General features: G+C 70.5%; 9 protein-coding genes and 1 pseudogene. 3 read left to right on the forward strand and 7 right to left on the reverse strand.

The genetic code is table 11. The features are described from left to right. Window positions 1–68 precede the first annotated feature (68 nt). Entirely contained in the window at window positions 69–1,238 is a 1,170-nt protein-coding gene (locus IG90_RS0111960) for a helix-turn-helix domain-containing protein (protein WP_030581819.1), read from the forward strand. A gap of 60 nt (window positions 1,239–1,298) precedes the next feature. On the opposite strand, the gene IG90_RS0111965 is transcribed toward IG90_RS0111960, so the two are convergent. From IG90_RS0111965 to IG90_RS0111995, 6 genes are all read right to left on the reverse strand, one after another. Next, window positions 1,299–2,519, reverse strand: coding sequence for a S1 family peptidase (locus IG90_RS0111965; RefSeq protein ID WP_030581823.1), 1,221 nt, complete (start codon window positions 2,517–2,519; stop codon window positions 1,299–1,301). A gap of 646 nt (window positions 2,520–3,165) precedes the next feature. Continuing rightward, window positions 3,166–5,313 (reverse strand): DEAD/DEAH box helicase, encoded by a 2,148-nt coding sequence (locus IG90_RS0111975; RefSeq protein WP_030581828.1) that lies wholly within the window; start codon window positions 5,311–5,313, stop codon window positions 3,166–3,168. Next, complete coding sequence (gene brxD, locus IG90_RS0111980) at window positions 5,310–6,641, reverse strand: BREX system ATP-binding protein BrxD (protein ID WP_030581830.1); 1,332 nt, start codon at window positions 6,639–6,641, stop codon at window positions 5,310–5,312. The genes IG90_RS0111975 and brxD overlap by 4 nt, the downstream gene beginning before the upstream one ends. Then, entirely contained in the window at window positions 6,638–9,382 is a 2,745-nt protein-coding gene (gene pglZ / locus IG90_RS0111985; RefSeq protein WP_030581833.1) for a BREX-2 system phosphatase PglZ, read from the reverse strand. Before pglZ ends, brxD begins: the two co-directional genes overlap by 4 nt. Then, window positions 9,382–13,269 (reverse strand): BREX-2 system ATPase PglY family protein, encoded by a 3,888-nt coding sequence (locus IG90_RS0111990; protein WP_030581836.1) that lies wholly within the window; start codon window positions 13,267–13,269, stop codon window positions 9,382–9,384. Before IG90_RS0111990 ends, pglZ begins: the two co-directional genes overlap by 1 nt. 219 nt (window positions 13,270–13,488) lie before the next feature. Further along, a complete protein-coding gene (locus tag IG90_RS0111995) occupies window positions 13,489–13,932 on the reverse strand; it encodes an ATP-binding protein (RefSeq protein ID WP_030581839.1) in 444 nt (147 codons plus the stop codon). Between the two features lie 456 nt (window positions 13,933–14,388). Between IG90_RS0111995 and IG90_RS0112005 the strand changes: the two genes are divergently transcribed. Together IG90_RS0112005 and IG90_RS41790 are read left to right on the forward strand one after the other, a co-directional pair. Continuing rightward, entirely contained in the window at window positions 14,389–15,228 is an 840-nt protein-coding gene (locus tag IG90_RS0112005) for a helix-turn-helix domain-containing protein (RefSeq protein ID WP_030581845.1), read from the forward strand. Beyond that, window positions 15,225–15,431 carry a DUF397 domain-containing protein gene (locus tag IG90_RS41790; protein WP_078585435.1) on the forward strand — a complete coding sequence of 69 codons (207 nt, stop codon included), beginning with the start codon at window positions 15,225–15,227 and terminating at the stop codon, window positions 15,429–15,431. Before IG90_RS0112005 ends, IG90_RS41790 begins: the two co-directional genes overlap by 4 nt. A gap of 69 nt (window positions 15,432–15,500) precedes the next feature. Here IG90_RS41790 and pglX read toward each other — a convergent pair. Then, a pseudogene (gene pglX / locus IG90_RS41795) lies at window positions 15,501–17,324 on the reverse strand (BREX-2 system adenine-specific DNA-methyltransferase PglX); the annotation flags it as partial. Window positions 17,325–17,428 lie beyond the last annotated feature (104 nt).

Below are 17,428 nucleotides of genomic sequence, written 5' to 3' on the forward strand. Positions count from 1 at the left end.
CGGTGGTCAACCAGTATGCGGGGGCCTGTAGGCCGTACCGCCGAGAGAGTGCCGGGAAGGGGAGGGACATGTCGAGCAGAACGGACACCGATGTCGTCGCGCTGCCTGAGGCCACGGGCGGCGGAGCGAGCGACCCCATAGGTCCGGGCCTCACCGGTCCGGGCCCCACCGGTCCGGGCCCCGTCGGTCCGGGCCCCACCGGCCAGGACCCCGCCGGTCCGGGCAGCCTCACCGGAGCGAAGGTCACCGAGGCGCATGTCACCGCGGCGCGCACGGGCGAGGCCATCACCACCTCGGCCCTGCACGCGGCGGCGACCGGCGCCGACACCTTCCCCGGGGTCCTGCGGGAGGCGCTGAACCGCCGCGGGCTGTCCCTGGAGCGGGTGAGCGAACGGCTCAGGGTGCGCGGCATCACCATCAGCCAGGCGACCCTCAGCAGTTGGCAGCGCGGCCGAAGCCAGCCCGAACGGGCCCGGTCCCTGCGGGCGGTGGAGGTCCTGGAGGAGATCCTGGAGCTGCCCGCCGGAACCCTGCGCTCGCTGCTCGGACCGCGCCGCCCGCGCGGCCGGATCACCCCGCCAGGCGCGGAGGGGGCGGCGCTCCAGATCCTCGGGGAGGACTCGGTGGTGGAGAAGGCGCTCGGCGCGCGCTTCCGTCACTTCAACCAGGAGTCCGGCTCGCTGGTCGTCCACGACATCGTGAAGGTCGGCGAGAGCGGCACCCTGAGCGGGATCTCCACGACGAGCGTGCTGCGGGCCAGCCGTGCGGGTGCGGACCGGGCGATCTTCGTGCTCAGCTTCGACGACGAGGCCGCCGAACCCGTCGACATCAGGGTCACCTGCGGACGCCTCGTCGAGGCCACGTATCTGAAGGGGCTCAAATCCCTGGTGCTGGAGATCCACTTCGGCCGGCAGCTGGCCAAGCTGGACACCACGGTGGTGACTTACGCGGTCGATGTGAGCCCGTCCGAGACGCCGGCCACGCACTACGAGCGGTGGTCGCGGACGAACCTCCACGAGTACCTCCAGCAGGTCTTCTTCCACCCCGGCGCCCTGCCGTCGGACTGCCACCGCTACGTCCGGGAGAAGGTCGGCGCCCCGCCCCGCTCCCGGCGGCGCATCCCGCTGAGCGACTCGCACGACGTCCATGTCCTCACCTCCCGGTGCAAGCCCGGTGTGCACGGGGTGGCGTGGGACTACGGGACGGGAACAGATGGAACGGGAGGCCGCCCAGGATGAGTGGACGGCCTCCCGTGTCTGGGGGGGGTGGCCTTGTGCCGGTCTGTTCCTGCGGTGGGACTACTTGGTGTTGAGCGTCAGCCCGTAGTACGCGAGGGCGTCGTCGAGCGGCTGGAAGTAGGACGAGCCGCGCGAGTTGACCTGGCCGTTGCAGCGCTGGTTGCTGGGTCCGCCGGACGTCATGCCCTGGGCCTGGTCACCGGAGATGTACGCGCCTCCGCTGTCCCCTCCCTGGGTGCAGACGCTGGAGCTCGCCAGGCCGGTCACGACGGTGTCCGGGCCGCCGTTCTGGTCGGTGTAGGTGACGCTGACGTTGTACGAGCCGACCTTGCCGCAGGTCCACTGGGTGGTCTGGCCGGACTTGCAGAGCGCCGCGCCGGAGGGGGCCCGCTTGCTGCCCTTGACCGGGACGGTGCCGGCCCTGCCGTACGTGGTGACGTCGAGGCCGATCGAGTTGCCGGCGTCGACAGTCGCGATGCCCATGTCGACACTGCGGGTGCCCAGCGCGAACCGGGTGTGGGTGCCCTTGGCGAACCGGGTGCCGTTGTACGCCAGTGCGGGCAGGTCCTCGATGCAGTGCCCGGCGGTCACGAGCACCTGCTGGCCGTCACGGTCCTTGGCGCCGTAACCGACGGAGCAGAGGTAGCCGTTGAAGGTCATCCGGCTGCCGGGCGGAACGACGGCCTGGGTCTCCAGCTTCTCCTGCCCCTCGACCACGCGTACGGCGTCGCCGTTGCTCTTCGCTGCCTTGAGGAAGCTGCGGGTCGCGGCGTCCGAGTCGCCGTTGACCTCGACGGTCACGGTGTCCGACGCCAGGTCGACCGACCAGGCCGACACTCCGGCCGGGGCGCTCTTGAGCGCCTTGGCGTCGAGCTGCGCCTTGATGCGGTCGAGCTCGCTCTCCCCGCGCTCGGGGACCCGTGCCTTGAGCCCCGCGGCCCGGACCTCCTCGGCCGCATCGGCGTCGGCGGCGTTGACGACCAGCGCTCCGTCCTTGGTGAAGAAGGCCCCGAGCGTGTCGACCCGGTCCTTCCGCAGCTCCGCGAACCGGTCCTGCTGATCGGCTTCCCGGTCCAGCCGCTCCACGGCGGCCTTCTCACTGACGCCGAGGGTCGTGGCGAGCGCCTTGACCATCTCCGGCTGGTACGCCGGAGCCGCGGGGGCCGAGGGCTCCCCCGTCGTACCGGCGTACGCACCTGTGGCGACTCCGGCCGACAGGAGAGCGCCGATGGAGGTGGCGACGATGTATCTGCGCGCGTTCTTCTTCCTGCTGTGCTTCACGCGTTTCCTTCCGCTACGCAGGCGAGCGTCCAGACAATGGGGGGGTGGCCACACCACGCCTGGGGAAGCGCGATGTGTTCCATGGACACTGCCTGGCGGCGATGACATGTTCCTGTCGCCGCGACTCGAACTCTGGCGCAGCCGGAACTGCCGCGACAAGAAGCGGCGGTGGGGTTCTTTTCTACAGAACTGGCCGAGAACTGTAGAGAGATCGCCGGAAAGCCCAGGTGCGGACCTTCGCGCCGGGAAAACGCGACCGCACCCGAGTCCGGTCCGAACACCATTTCCCAGCAGTGGAGTTGCCTTCCGAATGAGGGGGGACGGAGCCGTGAACACGGGCCGAAGAGCCGTACCGATGGGGACGGACCTGGCGGTCGCCGTGCTCGCGGGAGTGCTGTCCTTCCTCAGCTGGGACCGGGCCGCCGGCGTGGCGGCCGGGCAACTGCCCCTGCTGGCGGCCCTGTCCCGGAACGAGCGGCAGGGCCGCTTGGCGGAACGAGAGGATCCCGCCCGGTCTTTCGGCGGAACGGGTGGTCATCCGTCTGGCTGGTATCACCGCGCGGATCGGGTCACGCCGTCACGGCCGCTGACAGCGGCCGCGCGCACCCGGCGGGCCGGCGTCTCCGGCGTCGGGGAGCGTCGGTGACTACTCACTGGTGAGCGTGACGAAGCGCACGGGCTCGGTGAGGACCTTGTCAGCGCCCTCTTCGTCCGCGGTGCGGGCTGCGAGGGTTGCTTCGGCCAGTCGGGGTGGGAGAGTTTCACCGAACTTGAGGCCACGGACCGCCCTGCCGTCGATCTCGGGCAGGCACAAGCCCGTCCCGGTATCGGAGAGGGCGGTCCGCCAGCCTTCCCGAGTGAGGTCGTCGCGTAGCTTGATCCACTGATCGTTGACACGCCGACGCGGGGCCACGACGGAGGCCATCGAGGCGGCCAAGGTGGCGTTGGCGCGGTGGCCGGCCCAGGTCCACCAACGGATGTCGCCGTCGGTGTGCCGGATGACGACCGTCCCTCCGGGGTGGACGCTGTGCAGGTACGTTTCCCGCGCCTCGGCGAGCTGGGCCGTGGCCCTCTTGGTCAGGCGTACTGGCGGGTCCTCGCTGAGGAGGATGTCCCGAGCGGCCCGGGCGAGAGTGAACGAGCGGATGCGCTCCGCGCCGAAACCGTTCCACCGAGCCCGCCCTCCCTCGTCGGCCGGTTCCACGAAGCAGCGCTTGCGGCTCCAGTCGATGTACGTCACCAGCCAGTTGCGGCCCGCGAGCAGTAGTCTGCGCGGGCCCTCGATCTCTTCGGTGAGCAGGTCGGGGTCGGTGCGGCCGATCTCTGTGCGGCCGTTGAGGACGGTGAACTCCGGCGGGGCGGTGAAAACCGCAGTCAGGTTCATGAAGTGGCGATGTCCGTAGCGGCGTTCGGCCTCCGGCCCGACGAACAGCAGTCCGCCGTCCTGGTCCAGATAGCCCTGGTCCACCAGGTGGCGTACTACGGGGGCCGCTCCCGGCCCGAAGGGCCCGATGCCGCCCCACCATTCCTGCCACAGGTTCTCGCCCACCCGGTGCTCCTGCAGGCACAGGGCCAGGAGCTGCTGGGCGACCAGGTGGCGTGGCTCGGGAGGAGCGACGACGGTTTCCACCCAGCCGCGGGACCACTGCAGAAGGAGCGCGGCCGCGGAGAGCAGACCGTCTGCGTCGAGCGCGAGGAAGAGGCAGTTGCGTGTGGTGCCGGGGCGGCGGCCGGTACGCCCGAGACGCTGGAGGAACGAGGCGACGGTCGACGGCGCGTCGAGCTGGATGACGCGGTCCAGGTCTCCGACGTCGATGCCCAGTTCCAGCGTACTGGTGGAGACGATCACGCAGTCCCGGGCTTCGGCGAACGCGGTTTCGGCACGCCGCCGCTCGTCCACGGAGAGCGAGGCGTGGGACAGGAATGTCGTCACGCCCTTGAGCCGCAGCTGCTCGCCCAGCTCCTCGACGGTGCGGCGGCTCTCGCAGAAGACCAGCCGCTTCTCGCCTCGGTGCAGGGCCGCGATGACGGTGGCGGCGTTCGCGACGGATCCGACGTAGTCGACTTCGATGTCGCCGGGGGGCGGTACGAGGAGGGCCGCTCCGTCCGCCGGTTGTTCACGAAGGTGGGGCGCGACGACCCGGGCAGGACGGCGGCCGTGTCCGGAGCCCTGGAGCCACGCCAGCAGTTCGTCGGGGTTGCCGACCGTCGCGGACAGGCCGACCCGCTGGAGGGGGTGACCGACGACACGGCTGAGGCGCTCCAGTACGGCCAGCAGGTGCCAGCCCCGGTCGTCACCCGCGAAGGCGTGCACCTCGTCGACCACGACGGCGTTCAGCCCCGAGAAGAAGGCCTGGTGGTCGACATGCGTGCTGACCAGCATCGACTCCAGCGACTCGGGAGTGGTGAGGAGGATGTCCGGGCGCTGCGCGAGGATGCGGCGCCGTTTGCCGGTGGTGATGTCGCCGTGCCAGAGCGAGGCCGTGCGGCCCAGCCAGCCCGCGTACGTCTCCAGGCGGGGGTGGAGGTTGTTGAGCAGGGCCTTGAGCGGGCACACGTAGAGCACGCTGGTGCCCTTCCAGCCGCGCCGGTTCATACGGGTGAGCAGCGGAAAGGCTGCGGCTTCGGTCTTTCCGCCTGCGGTGGGTGCCAGCAGCACCGCGTCCTCGCCGTTGAGGAGCGGTTCGATGGCCTCTTCCTGCAGGGCACGCAGGGAGCGCCAGCCGAGGGTGTTGACGATGTGGTGGCCGAGAACGGGGTCGAGGTGATCGAAAGGGTCGACCGGTTCCGTCATGGCAGATCCAGTTCGATGTCTCCCGCGCCGGTGGCCGCGCTGCGTTCGGTCTCGTTCAGCTCGGAACTGCTCAGCGTGAGGGCGTAGTGGGCGCGTGGATCGAAGTCCGCGAACTCGTCGACCCTGTCCATCACGTCGGCGACGAGTTTGCGCAGGTACAGGCGAGGGGCGATACCGACCTTCCCGCCGAGCGACCCGGTGACCGCACGAGCCAGTTCCCTGAGGTAGGCGTCGTCGACACACGCGGCCAGCCGTTCGGGGTGACGAGCCGCCCCTGCGTAGACGTCGCGCACGTTGGCGCCCAGTTCGGCCAGCGAATCCAGGTCGAAGCCCGCCAGGCGCAGTTGGACGGCACGCGGGGAGTCGAAGCGGGGAGCGGTGGTGAAGTCCGTGGCGAGCCGCTGAGCGAGGGGCGCGAGGCGCTGGACGCCTTGCTGACCGTCGTAGAAGGCGGGGGTGCCGGTGATGATGAGGAACAGGCCGGGGAAGCGTCCGGCGTCGATCTCGTCGAGGAGCTGCCGGAGCGCGTTGAGGGATTTCTCGCGTACGTCGCCGCGCACCCGTTGCAGGGTCTCGACTTCGTCGAGTACGAGGAGGAGGCCGGGGTGTCCGCAGTCACGCAGGACGGTGAGAAGCCCCTGGAGAAAGGCGAGGGCGCCGAAGTGGTCGAGGTCGCCCCGGATACCCGCGGCGCGCTTCGCCGACGCGGCCACGGACTTCTGGCCGCCGAGCCAGGCGATGAGTGCCTCGGCCCGGGCGCCGTCGCCCGCGGCGACGGCCTGGCGGTAGCCACGCAGCGCGGCAGAGAAGGCAGGCGTGGTGCGGGCGACATCGGCGAGGCGGCGCTCCAGAAGTTCGTCGACGGCCTCGGCCAGAGCGTCCTCGTCGTCCTCGGGGATGTCACCTTTGTCGAGGGCTTCTTCCTCCAGTGCGTAGAACCAGGAGTCGATCACCGGCCGGAGGGCGGAGGGCTGGTGGGTGGCGGTGGTGAGGCGTTCGGTGAGCCTGCGATAGACGGTCTCCAGCCGGTGCAGCGGTGTCTCGGTCTCGGAGATCTGCACTTCGCTGACGGCGAGACCGTGCCGCTTGGCGCGTTCGGCGAGCCAACGGGCGAAGAAGGTCTTGCCCGAGCCGTACTCGCCGCGCAGGGCGTGGAAGGCGGAACCGCCGCGAGCGACGGTGGCCAGGTCGTCGTCGAGAGTGGCTTCGAAGCGGTTCAGGCCTACGGCGAACAGTCCGAGCCCGGACTGGGGCACCGTCCCGCGCCGCAGGGCGTCGATCACGTCGCGCCGGCGTGCCGTGCTGATCTCCGAGCCCCCGGTGGTCATGCGGCACCCCCGAGGAACTGCTGCTGGAGCAGGGACTTGTCGAGCTGGACGGTGCGCCCTGATTCGATGAGCTGGAGCACGGGATAGCCGTCGATGTTGAGAAGGCGTTCCAGGACGGTCGCGAAGCGCTCCGGGTTGCGCTGCGACTTCCCGGTGGCGGCCTGGGCTGCGGCGGCCACCGCGCCCGGGGACAGCTTTCCGCCCGCTGCGAGCAGGGCGTCGAGGACGGCGGCGACGGCCTTCTCGCTCGGGGCGAGGCGGACAAACTCCCGCTGTGCCTTGTACGGGGCGGACTGTACGGCTTGTTCGCCGGGGGTGCCCCGGCCGGGCAGCATGAAGATGCCTTCGCTCTGCTGGTCCTGCTCCGGCTTCTTCCTGCGCGGCTTGGCCACGGGCCCGCCGGTGGTGGCGGGAGCGGGCGCGGTCGCGTCGGCCCCGCCCCTGCCCTGCCACCAGTCCGGTGCGGTGCGTTCCGCGGGCAGCAGGGTCCAGCCCGGCGGGATCAGTTCGGCGGACGGCACGAGGGTGATCACGGGAACGGTGACCTCGGCGAGGGAGGCACCGCCGTGGTAGCCGGCCTGCCGGCCGGTGTAGCGCAGGTCCTCCCGCCAGGCAGCGGTGATCCGTCCGCTTCCCGCCAGGACGCGGGGTCCGGCCAGCGCGACCTCTCCGTGCCTGGGTGCGCCGGTGTGCCAGCGGGCGCCGCCCACTCCTTCGGCTTCGGTCTGCTGGTGGCCGCGCGGGGTGCGGTCCAGGACGTGGCCGTGGTCGGAGACGAGGACGACGGGTCGGCCGTAGTCACGGGCCGCGTTCATCAGGTCGGACAGCTTGGCGATGTCACCGATGCTCCACCGGCCGCGTGCTCCCTCGCGGCCGTCGGCCAGCGCGTCGTCGATGGTGTTGACGACGACGGCGACGATGTCGTCGGATGCGAGGGTGTCCAGCAGTTCGGGGGCCAGACGGTGACCGGGTGGTCCTTCGTAGCCGCCCTTGTGGAAGAGGTGCGCGCCCCGGTGGCGTTTGCGCCAGAAGGCGGCGAACCCGGCGCGTTCCACGCTCTGCCCGCCCTGGGCCGACTGCCCGCAGAGCAGTGACGCCCTGCTGATCGTGGTGAGGGAGGGCAGCATGGATACGGCGGCCCGGCGTGCGGGCTCCCTGCCGGGCCGGGGTTTGGGCACCACCTCGGTCCACACGCGCCGGTCCAGCTCGGCGGCGAGCTGGACGGCGACGTCGGCGCTCATGCCGTCGAGGACGAGGATCAGCGGCCTGCCCCCTTCGCGTGCGAGCGGCGCGGCGGCTTCGGCGAGGACGTCCTCGATGAGCAGGGCACCGCCCGGTGCCTGGGGGGAGGCGGTTTCCGTCCAGAGCGCGAGCTTGCGGGCGAAGTCCTCGTCGAGCCGCGTCCGACGCGCGCGGACCGCCCCTATCAGCTGGTGGTAGGCCTCGCCGACGGCGGTGTCCCGTGAGGTGTCGCCTTCGGAGAGGACTCCGAGGGCCATGTCGGCCCAGCCGGATGAGGAGATGTGTTCCTGTACGGCCTGGGCGACCGAGTCGGCCGCCGGCTTCGGGGCGTTCAGCCACCGCACGAGGCGTACGGCGGTGCGGGCCGTCTCGGTGGATTCGGCGTTCAGCGCGGACAGTTGGTGTTCGGCCAGTTCGCGCAGGGCGGCTTCGGCGGGTGCGAGGGGGCCGTCGAGGGTGGCTGTGAGGGTGCGGAGCCGGCTGCGGTAGCCGGAGGGGAGCATCCGGTCGGCGCCGATCAGCGGGCTGAGCCGGGCGTCGGCGGCGAGCTGGTCGGCCCGGTCGAGTACGGCGAGGACACGTGCGCGGGTCTCGGTGCGCTGCTGGCCGCTGCCTTCTGCCTGGGCGACCCAGCGGGTGACGACACCGGTGGCGGCGTCGGCGAAGGGCCGTAGCGCGTCGAAGGAGGCGAGGGCGGAGCCGAAGAGGGTGCCGAGTGCGAAGCCGGCGGCCTCCGCCGACTGTGCGGAGAGTGCGGCGGACGCGAGTGCGCCCAGGGGCAGCGCGTCGGCGCCCCGGTTGTCCGCGGCCAGGGCGAGCAGGGTGGGTGCGGCGGGGCCGACGGCCCGTGCCAGCCATTCGCTGAGGCCGGTCCGCTCGGCGGCGGGCAGTGCGGCGAAGAGGGCGGGGCCCGCCGGGGTCCGTGTCCAGGCGAAGAGGGTGTCCGCGTCGAGGTCGAGGGTGTCGGCGGTGGTGTCACCGAGTCCGAGCCGGGCGGCGAGCAGGGCCCGCACGGCGCGGTCGCGGGTGAGGACGGTCCCGCCGCGTGGCCAGCCGTCCACGGGTTCGGCTGCCAGCAGTGCGTCCAGGAGCCAGGTCTCCTTGAGCATGCGGGCGTCGAGGTCGGTGGCGCCGAAGAGCTGCTTGACGATGTCGGCGGGGTCGACGGCGAGGGGGCGCCGTCGCACGGCGTGGGCGCGCAGGTCCCAGCCGAGCTGGTCGGCGGGGACGGCGCCGGTGACGACGAGGACGCTGTCGCCGCCCGGGTCCTCCTGGGCCCGGTGGCGCTGCCAGGCGTCGGCGATGCCCAGCGGGGAGTGCTGCTCGGTGATGCGGACGCTGCGGTTCCGGCCGTTGATACGGACGGTGAACGCGGTGTCCTGGTCGCCTCCGTCGTAGGTCGCGTCGACCAGCACCAGCCGCGACCCGTCGGCGTGCGGGAGTTCGGTCTCCAGGAGTACTTCGATGGCGCGCCGGCCCGCGGCGGGGCGGGCCGCCATCAGCCGGCCCCTTCCGTGCGGTCCTCGTCGTCCCGCACCGCACGCCAGATGACTTCCACCGGGGTGTGCGGGTGCGCGGCGCGGAAGCGTTCGATCTCCCCGCGTACGGCGTCGAGTTCGTCGCTGAGCCGCGATTCCAGGGGGGAGGTCCCGGAGGCGATGACCCGCCGGGCGGACTGCGGGCTGCCGTCCGCCGGCCCTCGTGCCGCCTGCGGTTCCTGCTCGGGCCGGCGTACGGGTTCGGAGGGCACCGGGGGGTTCCCGTGCCGCGACAGGGGGATCTGTTCCGGCCCCGGGGCGGGCGCCGGCGGCTGGACCGGCGGCTGAGGAGCCACCGCGTCCACGTTGAGGGCCGCCTCCACGATCGCCATCCCGGTCTCCCGGACCCCGCCGAGCACGGGCACCAGCGAGCGTTCGAACTCGGAGGCGCGGGCGGTCTCGGCGACCTGTGCGAGCAGCCGGCGGGCCCGGTCGCCCAGGCTGTCGTCACGGTCGCCCAACAGCCTGACGTTCTTCAGCACCCGCCATACGGCGTCGTCGTCCAGGATGCGGAGGACGTCGGCGGCTGTGCTCATGGTGGTGGCCAGGTCCCGGTCCGGGCTCTCGTAGGAGGCGCCGGCCAGTTCCCGTACGAGTGCGGTCGCGTCGCTGCCGTGGCGTCCGATTCGGGCGAGCAGTCCGGCGGCCTCGCGCAGCATCGCCGTGCGGGGTGCGGGGGTCCCGCCGTCGGGACCGTCGAGACCCAGCAGGGCCGCGTGCCGGTCCAGTGAGGCGCGTACGCCCACCACGCTCTTCTCGTACTCCGCGACCTTGTCCCGGACGTCCTCGGCGAGCTTGTTGATGTTCCGGGCGAACAGGGCGGGCTTGGCGCGGGCGCCGAAGAGGCGCCCGGCGCGGTCCCGGGCGCGCGCGTACTCCTCTTCGCTGGGCAGCGGCTGCGAGCGCAGCGCCCAGCCGGGACCGATCGCCGCGAGCTCGGGGGCGGCGGTCTCGGGTCCGGAGTGGTAGACCCAGGCGCGGTCGTCGAGCAGGGCGTACGCGGCGATCAGGAGGTTGGTGGTCTGTTTGTCGAGGCCGGCGTAGCCGAGGTCCTTGGTGATCCAGCCGCGGATGTCCTCGGCGGCGAGGTCTCCGCGCTCCTGGTGCTGGGCGGCGGCCTGGTTGATCCGGGTGCGCCAGTCGGCGCGCAGCACGAGCGGGCCGTCGTGGACGGTGCCGAGCTCCAGGGGTTCCACGACGCGCTTGACGGTCTTCAGCTGGTGGCTGTCGACCTCCACCCGGCCGCCCTCGTCCATGGCCCGGGTGATCCACTCCAGGGTGGTCCGCAGTTCGCCGGCGGTGACGGCCTTGCGCCGGCCGCCGGTGTCGGGCCCGAAGTCGGGGTGTTTCGGGTACAGGGCGCCGAACAGGTGGTCGGCGAGGAACAGCGCGTTGTCGGCGAACGGTTTGCCGCCCTCCGGCTGGACGCGTGGGAACTCCGGTTGCAGGGAGAGCACATGGCGGCCGTCGACCACCTCCGCCGCCCTGGTGCCGTCCTTGACCTCCGTGATGCCGTACACCTCGCCGAGCGAGGCGGTGAGCGTGCGGGTGAGGGTCTCGCGGCCGACCTCCAGCTGGCGGCGGGCCTTCGCCCGGTCGTCCGGCGGGTAGTTGCGCGTGTAGTCGGCGAGCCGGTCGCGTTCCAGCAGGAAGTTGATCCGCATCAGCCGGCCGAGCTGGGCCTTGCGCTGCTCGGAGAAGAAGTCGGTCAGCCAGACGAGGGTGGCCGCGGTGTGGCCGTTCCTGCTGAGCTCGGTCACGCGCTGGTAGTCGTCGGTGGGGAACTTCCCGGCGTCGTCGAACGGGTAGTCGATGACGAAACGGATGTTGCCCGGGGTGGCCGGCGTGAACTGCTCGTCCGACAGGTCGCGCGGGTCGCGTACGTTGCCGAACACGAACTCGGCGGTGCGCCGGGTGCCCCGCCAGATGATCTCCTTCTCCGGGACGAGCTGGCCTTCCTTCACGCCGAGCTCCTCCCACAGCCTGTCCCGCAGCCAGACGCGTCGCACGCCCGCCTTGTCCTCCCCGGCGGCGGCGTCGAGCAGGGGCTCGACGTCCAGGTCGGACAGGTGGAGGGAGAAGACGGGGTCGGTGTCGCCCTCGGCGCGCAGCTCGGTGGGGTATTCGCCCTGGAGGGCCCGCATCCGGTCGATGACCTTCTGCCCGACGGGCACGGTCCGCGACCGTACGGAGCCGTGGTTGAGGGCCGCGAGCCGGGCCCCGGTGAGCCGGCGCAGCGCGGGCACGTCGGGGGCGAGCGCGGCCAGCAGCAGGGTCTTGACGAAGCGGTCGTCGGCGAGGAAGTCCGGGTGGTCCTCCCGGCCGTACTTCTCCAGCAGGTGGGCGCGGGCCTTGGCGTGGAAGCGCTGGGCGGCCTCGGACTCGTGTTTCAGCTTGTCGGTGAACGCGGCCCCGGTCCCGTCGATCAGGACGTCCCACAGGTCGCCGAGCGGGATCAGCTGCCCGAGTTCGGCACCGGCGTTCTTCTCCAGGAGCTGCTGGACGAGCTTGAGGCCGGTGCGTTCGCGCTGGAGCGCACCGGACAGCGCGACGAGCACGTTCAGCAGGGCGGGCGAGAGCGGGTAGACGGTACGGAAGTCGTCCCATCCGGCCTGGGTGGCGCCGCCGTCGTCCAGCAGGACGTCCTTGACCAGCGGGCTGAACCGGTCGACACCCGCGAAGGCGGCGTCCAGCACTCCCTGCTGCCCGGGCCTGGGTTTGAGCACCCGCTCCTTGATGATCTCCGGGAGGTTGCGGTCCTCCAGGTCGACGACGGTGAAGCGCTCCTGCAGGTATTCCAGCGCGTGCTCCATGTTCTGCACGTCGGAGCCGAGGATGTCGGAGCCGACGAGCTGGGAGAGGTCACGCTGGCGGGAGATGAAGGAGATGATCGGCACCGGCCGGTCGGGGTTGCTGGACTCGATCAGCTTGACCAGTTTCTGGATCTCGTCGTTGACGAAGGTCCGCTGCTGCATGCGGGCCTGCAGCCACAGGATCAGCTCGTCCAGGAAGAGCACCACGCCGTCGTAGCCGAGCGACCGGGCGTGGACGCTGATGGCGCTGAGCCCGTCGTCCAGGGACAGATAGGCCGCCGCGTCTCCCCGGATACTGTCCGCGTACGCCTTCATGGGGCCGCTGACCAGGGCGGACACCAGCCGCTTACGCCGTTCGTCCCCGTCGGGTGCGGCGAAGGCGGCATCGAGCTCGGCGCCGGTCCACGGGGTGTCGGCGACGGCGCCGATCACGGCCAGCCCGTCCTCGTCCACCACGGGTTCGGGCGCCGCTCCGGCGGTGGGCAGCAGCCGTACGAACGCCTCGTCCCCGAGGGAGGCCCGCAGGTTCCGGGCGTCGGACAGCAGGGAGTCCGCCTTGAAGACCAGGGGTGTGGGTGCGTCGGGATGCCGGTCGCGCACGGTCTTCGCGTACCCGCCGAGCAGCGCCGATTCCAGGTTGGCGGCGCCGACCAGGTGGTAGGGCACCATGAGGAACTTCTTGCCGCGCAGCCACTCGTCGTGCTCGGCGACCACTTCGCGCAGCCGGGGCTTCTGCCGGGTGGCGGGCTCCCCGTTGAGCACGGCGTGCAGCACGGTGAGGAAGTGGCTCTTGCCCGCGCCGAACGAACCGTGCAGGTAGGCGGCGTGCGAGCTGTTCTTCTTCACGGCGCTGCGGATCAGCTTCAGCGCCGTCTCGAACTGCTCCCGCAGCTGCGGGGTGACGACGTACTCCTCGACCGAGCCGGCCGAGGAGCCGGTGAAGCCCTGCGACAGCTCGACCTTGAAGTCGCCGGCGTGGACGTCCTCCTTGATGTCGAGGACGTCCCTCAGCGCGATGTTGCTGCCCCTGGCCATCAGCCGCTCCTGGCTCCCCGTACGTCCGGCCCCGGCCACCCCAGCCGGGTACTCGGCGGAGCCGACCGGTCACCCGTTCCGTACCGCCGCACAACCCCTCCATCCTGCCAGCTCTCGTCCGGGGACGAGGACGGGCTGAGGGGATTGCCGATGGGTGGGGTGGGGCACTTTCGGTATGCGGGCGACCAGAGCCACTGAGTACGGCACAAGCGTCCGGGGTCACCCGGGAGCGGTCTCCAGGACCGCCCACACGGTCTTGCCGGGCGCTCCCTCGCGCGCCACGACGCCCCACTCCTCGGCGAGCGCCGCGACCAGGACCAGCCCGCGTCCCGTCTCCGCGTCGGCGGGCAGGCCGGTGGGCGAGGTCGGCAGCCGCTCGCCCCGGGTGTCGCTGACCTCCACCCGCAGCCGCCCTCCTGCTTCCCGGATCAGCCGGAGCAGCACGTCCCGGCCCGGCACCAGCCCGTGCGTGACCGCGTTGGCGGCCAGCTCGCCGACGACCAGGCTCACCGTGTCGTTCACCTCGGATTTGTAGCGGTGACCCCACTCGTGCACCCGGTGCGAGGCCAGTCGCCGGGCGAGGCGGGCTCCGCGCGGGGTGGCGGAGAAGCGGAGTTCGAAGGTGTCGCCGGGGTGCGGCGCGGTGAGGCCGGGGATCGTCATGCGCCGAGGCTCTCGCGACGCGCACCCCCCTCACCAGGGGTAACGCCCGTACGGCCTGGTCCTGTCGGGGTCGGGGACGCGACTGGCGGGGCTGTACGGGCGTGGCGTGCCGGGCGAGCAGCGCAGGGCGGTGGACCGGGACCGCCCTCGCCGGCCCGGTCCACGACGAGCCCGCCGCCCCTACGGCGAGGTCGTGGCGGACGCCGTCCGCTTTCTTCGGCTGGACCCCGGGCACGCCCGGCGCGAAGTCGGCCCTGGCGGGCGACCTGTACCGCCTGCGCGACCAGGGGCGCATCACGGGTCGGCCGGACAGCCTGGTGGGCAAGGCGTCCTCGTAACTCCTGGGCGGCTGCCGTACGTCACTCACATGACGGACATTCATACGGATTCACTTCCTGCCGCCCCGCCCCGTCCTAACCTGCTGCCACTGCATGCCGACCGAGGGAGCGAGGGAGCATGGACGTTGCGGTGGCCGGTGCCGTCGAGAATTCCGCAGATCCGGGAGGCGGCTTCCTGCGCTGCTTCGGCCGTCAGGTCAAGCTGCTGCGCGAGGCCGCGGGGCTCACGCAGGCGGAGTTGGGGGCGAGCGTCGGGTACGGCGAGGCGCACATCGCCTCCGTCGAACAGGGGCGGCGCATCCCCAAGCCCGAGATGGTGGAAGCGGTGGACCGGGTCGTGGGCGGGCGGGGTGTGCTCGTCGCGATGAAGGGGGAGGTGGAGCGGGCGCGGTATCCGTCGTTCTTCCGGCAGTACGCGCGGTTGGAGGCGGAGGCTACACAGCTGCACGCGTACGACAGCCACGTGGTCAAGGGTCTGTTGCAGACGGAGGAATACGCGCGAGCAGTCTTCGAGATGTGGCGCCCGCTTCTGGACGCCGACATCGTCGAGCAGCGTGTGTCAGCGCGCATGGAACGTCAGAAGCTCTTCTCCCGACGGCCTGCACCACTCCTGAGCTTCGTCATCGAGGAGACCGTCCTCCGCAGGCCCCTCGGCGGACAAGCCGTCTTACGCGGCCAGTTGGAGCAGCTCCTCTTGTACGGGCACGAGCGGAACATTGAGATTCAGGTCATGCCGACCAGCCGTGAAGAACACGCCGGGCTGGCGGGGGCGTTCACGTTGCTCCACATCGGAGATCAGCGCAGGATGGCCTACATGGAGGTGCAGGACGAAAGCGCACTGCACTCGGAACCGAAGAAGGTCGGCGCCTTCGAATCGACCTACGGCGTACTCCGGGCCCAAGCACTCACGCCGAGGGAGTCGCTGGCCTTCATCGAGAGGCTGTTGGGAGAGCAATGAGCACACAAGGACCCGCGTCGCGCACAAGCGAGCTGGCTTGGTTCAAGAGCAGCTACAGCGCCGGCAACGGCGGGGATTGCGTGGAGGTGGCGGCCGCAGACACGTCCGTCCACATTCGCGACTCGAAGCAGTCCGGTGGACCGATCCTGAGCGTCGGGGCTGTCCAGTGGACGACGTTCGTACGGATGGCTGCGCGCGGCTGACGTACGGAGGACCGCGCATCGGATGCGGGTGGAGCCGGAATTTGGCTCCACCCGCATCCGTACGTACGCCTACTCGGCGGCCTTCTTGCGGCCGCCCCGCTTCTTCTCGGGGCGCCAGGCGCGCAGGTCGGACTCCGACAGGTGGCGCTCGGTGCGGCCGAGGTTGAGCGCGCTCTGGAACTCCTCGGCGGGGTTGCCGTCCCACTCATCGTCGAACTCGTCGTACCACTGGTGCACCCAGGGCATGGCCTCCTGGAGCCCGGCCAGGAGCGGGACGAAGCGGGCGTCGTCCTTTGGCCAGCCGTCCCTCTCCGCGCGATCGTGGACGAGGTTGGCCAGGACCTCGGCCTGCTCCCGGTGGTTCCAGCCGGCCCAGCCGAGGAGGAGCGACGAGTCGTTGTCGGTGGACGCGCCCGGGTAGGAGATGAACCGCTCCTTGGGCACATCGAGCTTGCCGCGGTTCGACCAGTAGGACTGCTTGACGAAGTCGGCACCCGTGTACTTCGGCGGGACCTTGATGTCGAGCCGCTTCCCGGTGCGGTCTTCTTCGCGCTGCTGCTCCCAGACGTGCTCCCACTGTTCGCGCTTGCGGAGACCGGTCTCCTTGTAGCGCAGGACACTGAGGTACGGGACGTGCTCGGGCTCGATGATCGCTGCGAGGACGGTCGCCAGGGAGGCGTCCCGCTTGCCGAGGTGGTCCTCTGCGTAGAGGGTCGCGACGGCCTGGACGTCCTCGTCGTGGCGGAGGGCGTCGGCGAGCTGGTTCACGGTGAGGGGGCGGGGCGCGGTGAACTCGTTGCGCTCCTCGAACCACAGGTCCTCGCGCTCAGCGGCATCCAGCAACCAGGCGCGCAGAGCTGCGGCCTCCCGCTTCTCCCACGGCTCAATGGACCAGCGGCGCTTGTACTCGGGGCGCTCGATGAGGCGGATGTCCTTGTTGGACTCGATGAGATCGAGGCGGGTCTGTACGACTTTCTTGTAGGACTCGGGCCACTCCTCAGGGATATCGCAGACCGGAGTGGACTCGTGCCGTCCGAACCAGACGGTCTCGGCTTCCTCATCACGTACCCTGCGAGCCAGCGCGATTTCGAAGGAGCGCTGGCCGAGTGCGAGTTGCGGTACGTCGCTGGCACTCAGCTCGGAAGGATCTCCGGAAAGAACGGTCCGCGTGACCTCCGACGGTGTGAGTAGGCCGTATGCCCCGTATACGGTCCAGTCCAACTCTTCCTGAAGGGCGAACATGCGGGACCGGATCTTCTCCTGAGCTGCACGGGCTTCATCGAGCGCGCCGCGGGTGGGCGTAGCCGAGAGCGCGGAGGGCTCATAATCAGCGAGTTTTCGGGCAAGCCTGTCGAGTTCACGACCAAGGGTGAGCGGAAGCGTGACGGGGAGAGGGAATTCCTGAAGCTTGGTTCCAGTGAACTCGAAAAAGCGCTCCCATTCGTCGTGCATGAATCCGCCGGTGCCTGACTGGCTTCCTTTGTCATGGCTCACCTGCTTCAACCAGAAGCAGGCCACCGAAGAGTTCAGCACCCCCAGCAACTCCAGGTGCCGCTCCTCGCTGGCCCCCTCCGGCAACTTGATCACCGGCGCGGAACGGTTGAACACCTTCCCACCCCGATCCAGCACGAAGTGGTTATGTGTGGCCACAAAAGCGAACGCAATTCCAAGAGGGATCGTGTACCGCTCGGGGTGCCATCGGCTCCACTCGTACCAAGTGAGACCGACTTCCTCATGTGTGCCGCCTGGTTCCCGCCGTTCCCGAAGTTCGGATCGCAACAACCATAGAAGATGGGCAACCACAGGTTCACTCAGATCCGCGGAAAGCTCACCATTGTAAGGGAAAAGCGCCTCAGTTTCGGGCGTCAAGTCCCAGTCGCGGATGACAGTGCCCTCGACTAGTACTCCAGCCGTAGATCGTGATCATGTTGGCCCGCCGCCTGCTCGGTTGTAGTGGTTTGCTTGGGAGCGGTCCTGGTGGGAGTGGCTGTGCCGCT

The organism is Streptomyces anulatus, from assembly GCF_000721175.1.
Classification (GTDB): Bacteria; Actinomycetota; Actinomycetes; order Streptomycetales; family Streptomycetaceae; genus Streptomyces; species Streptomyces anulatus_C.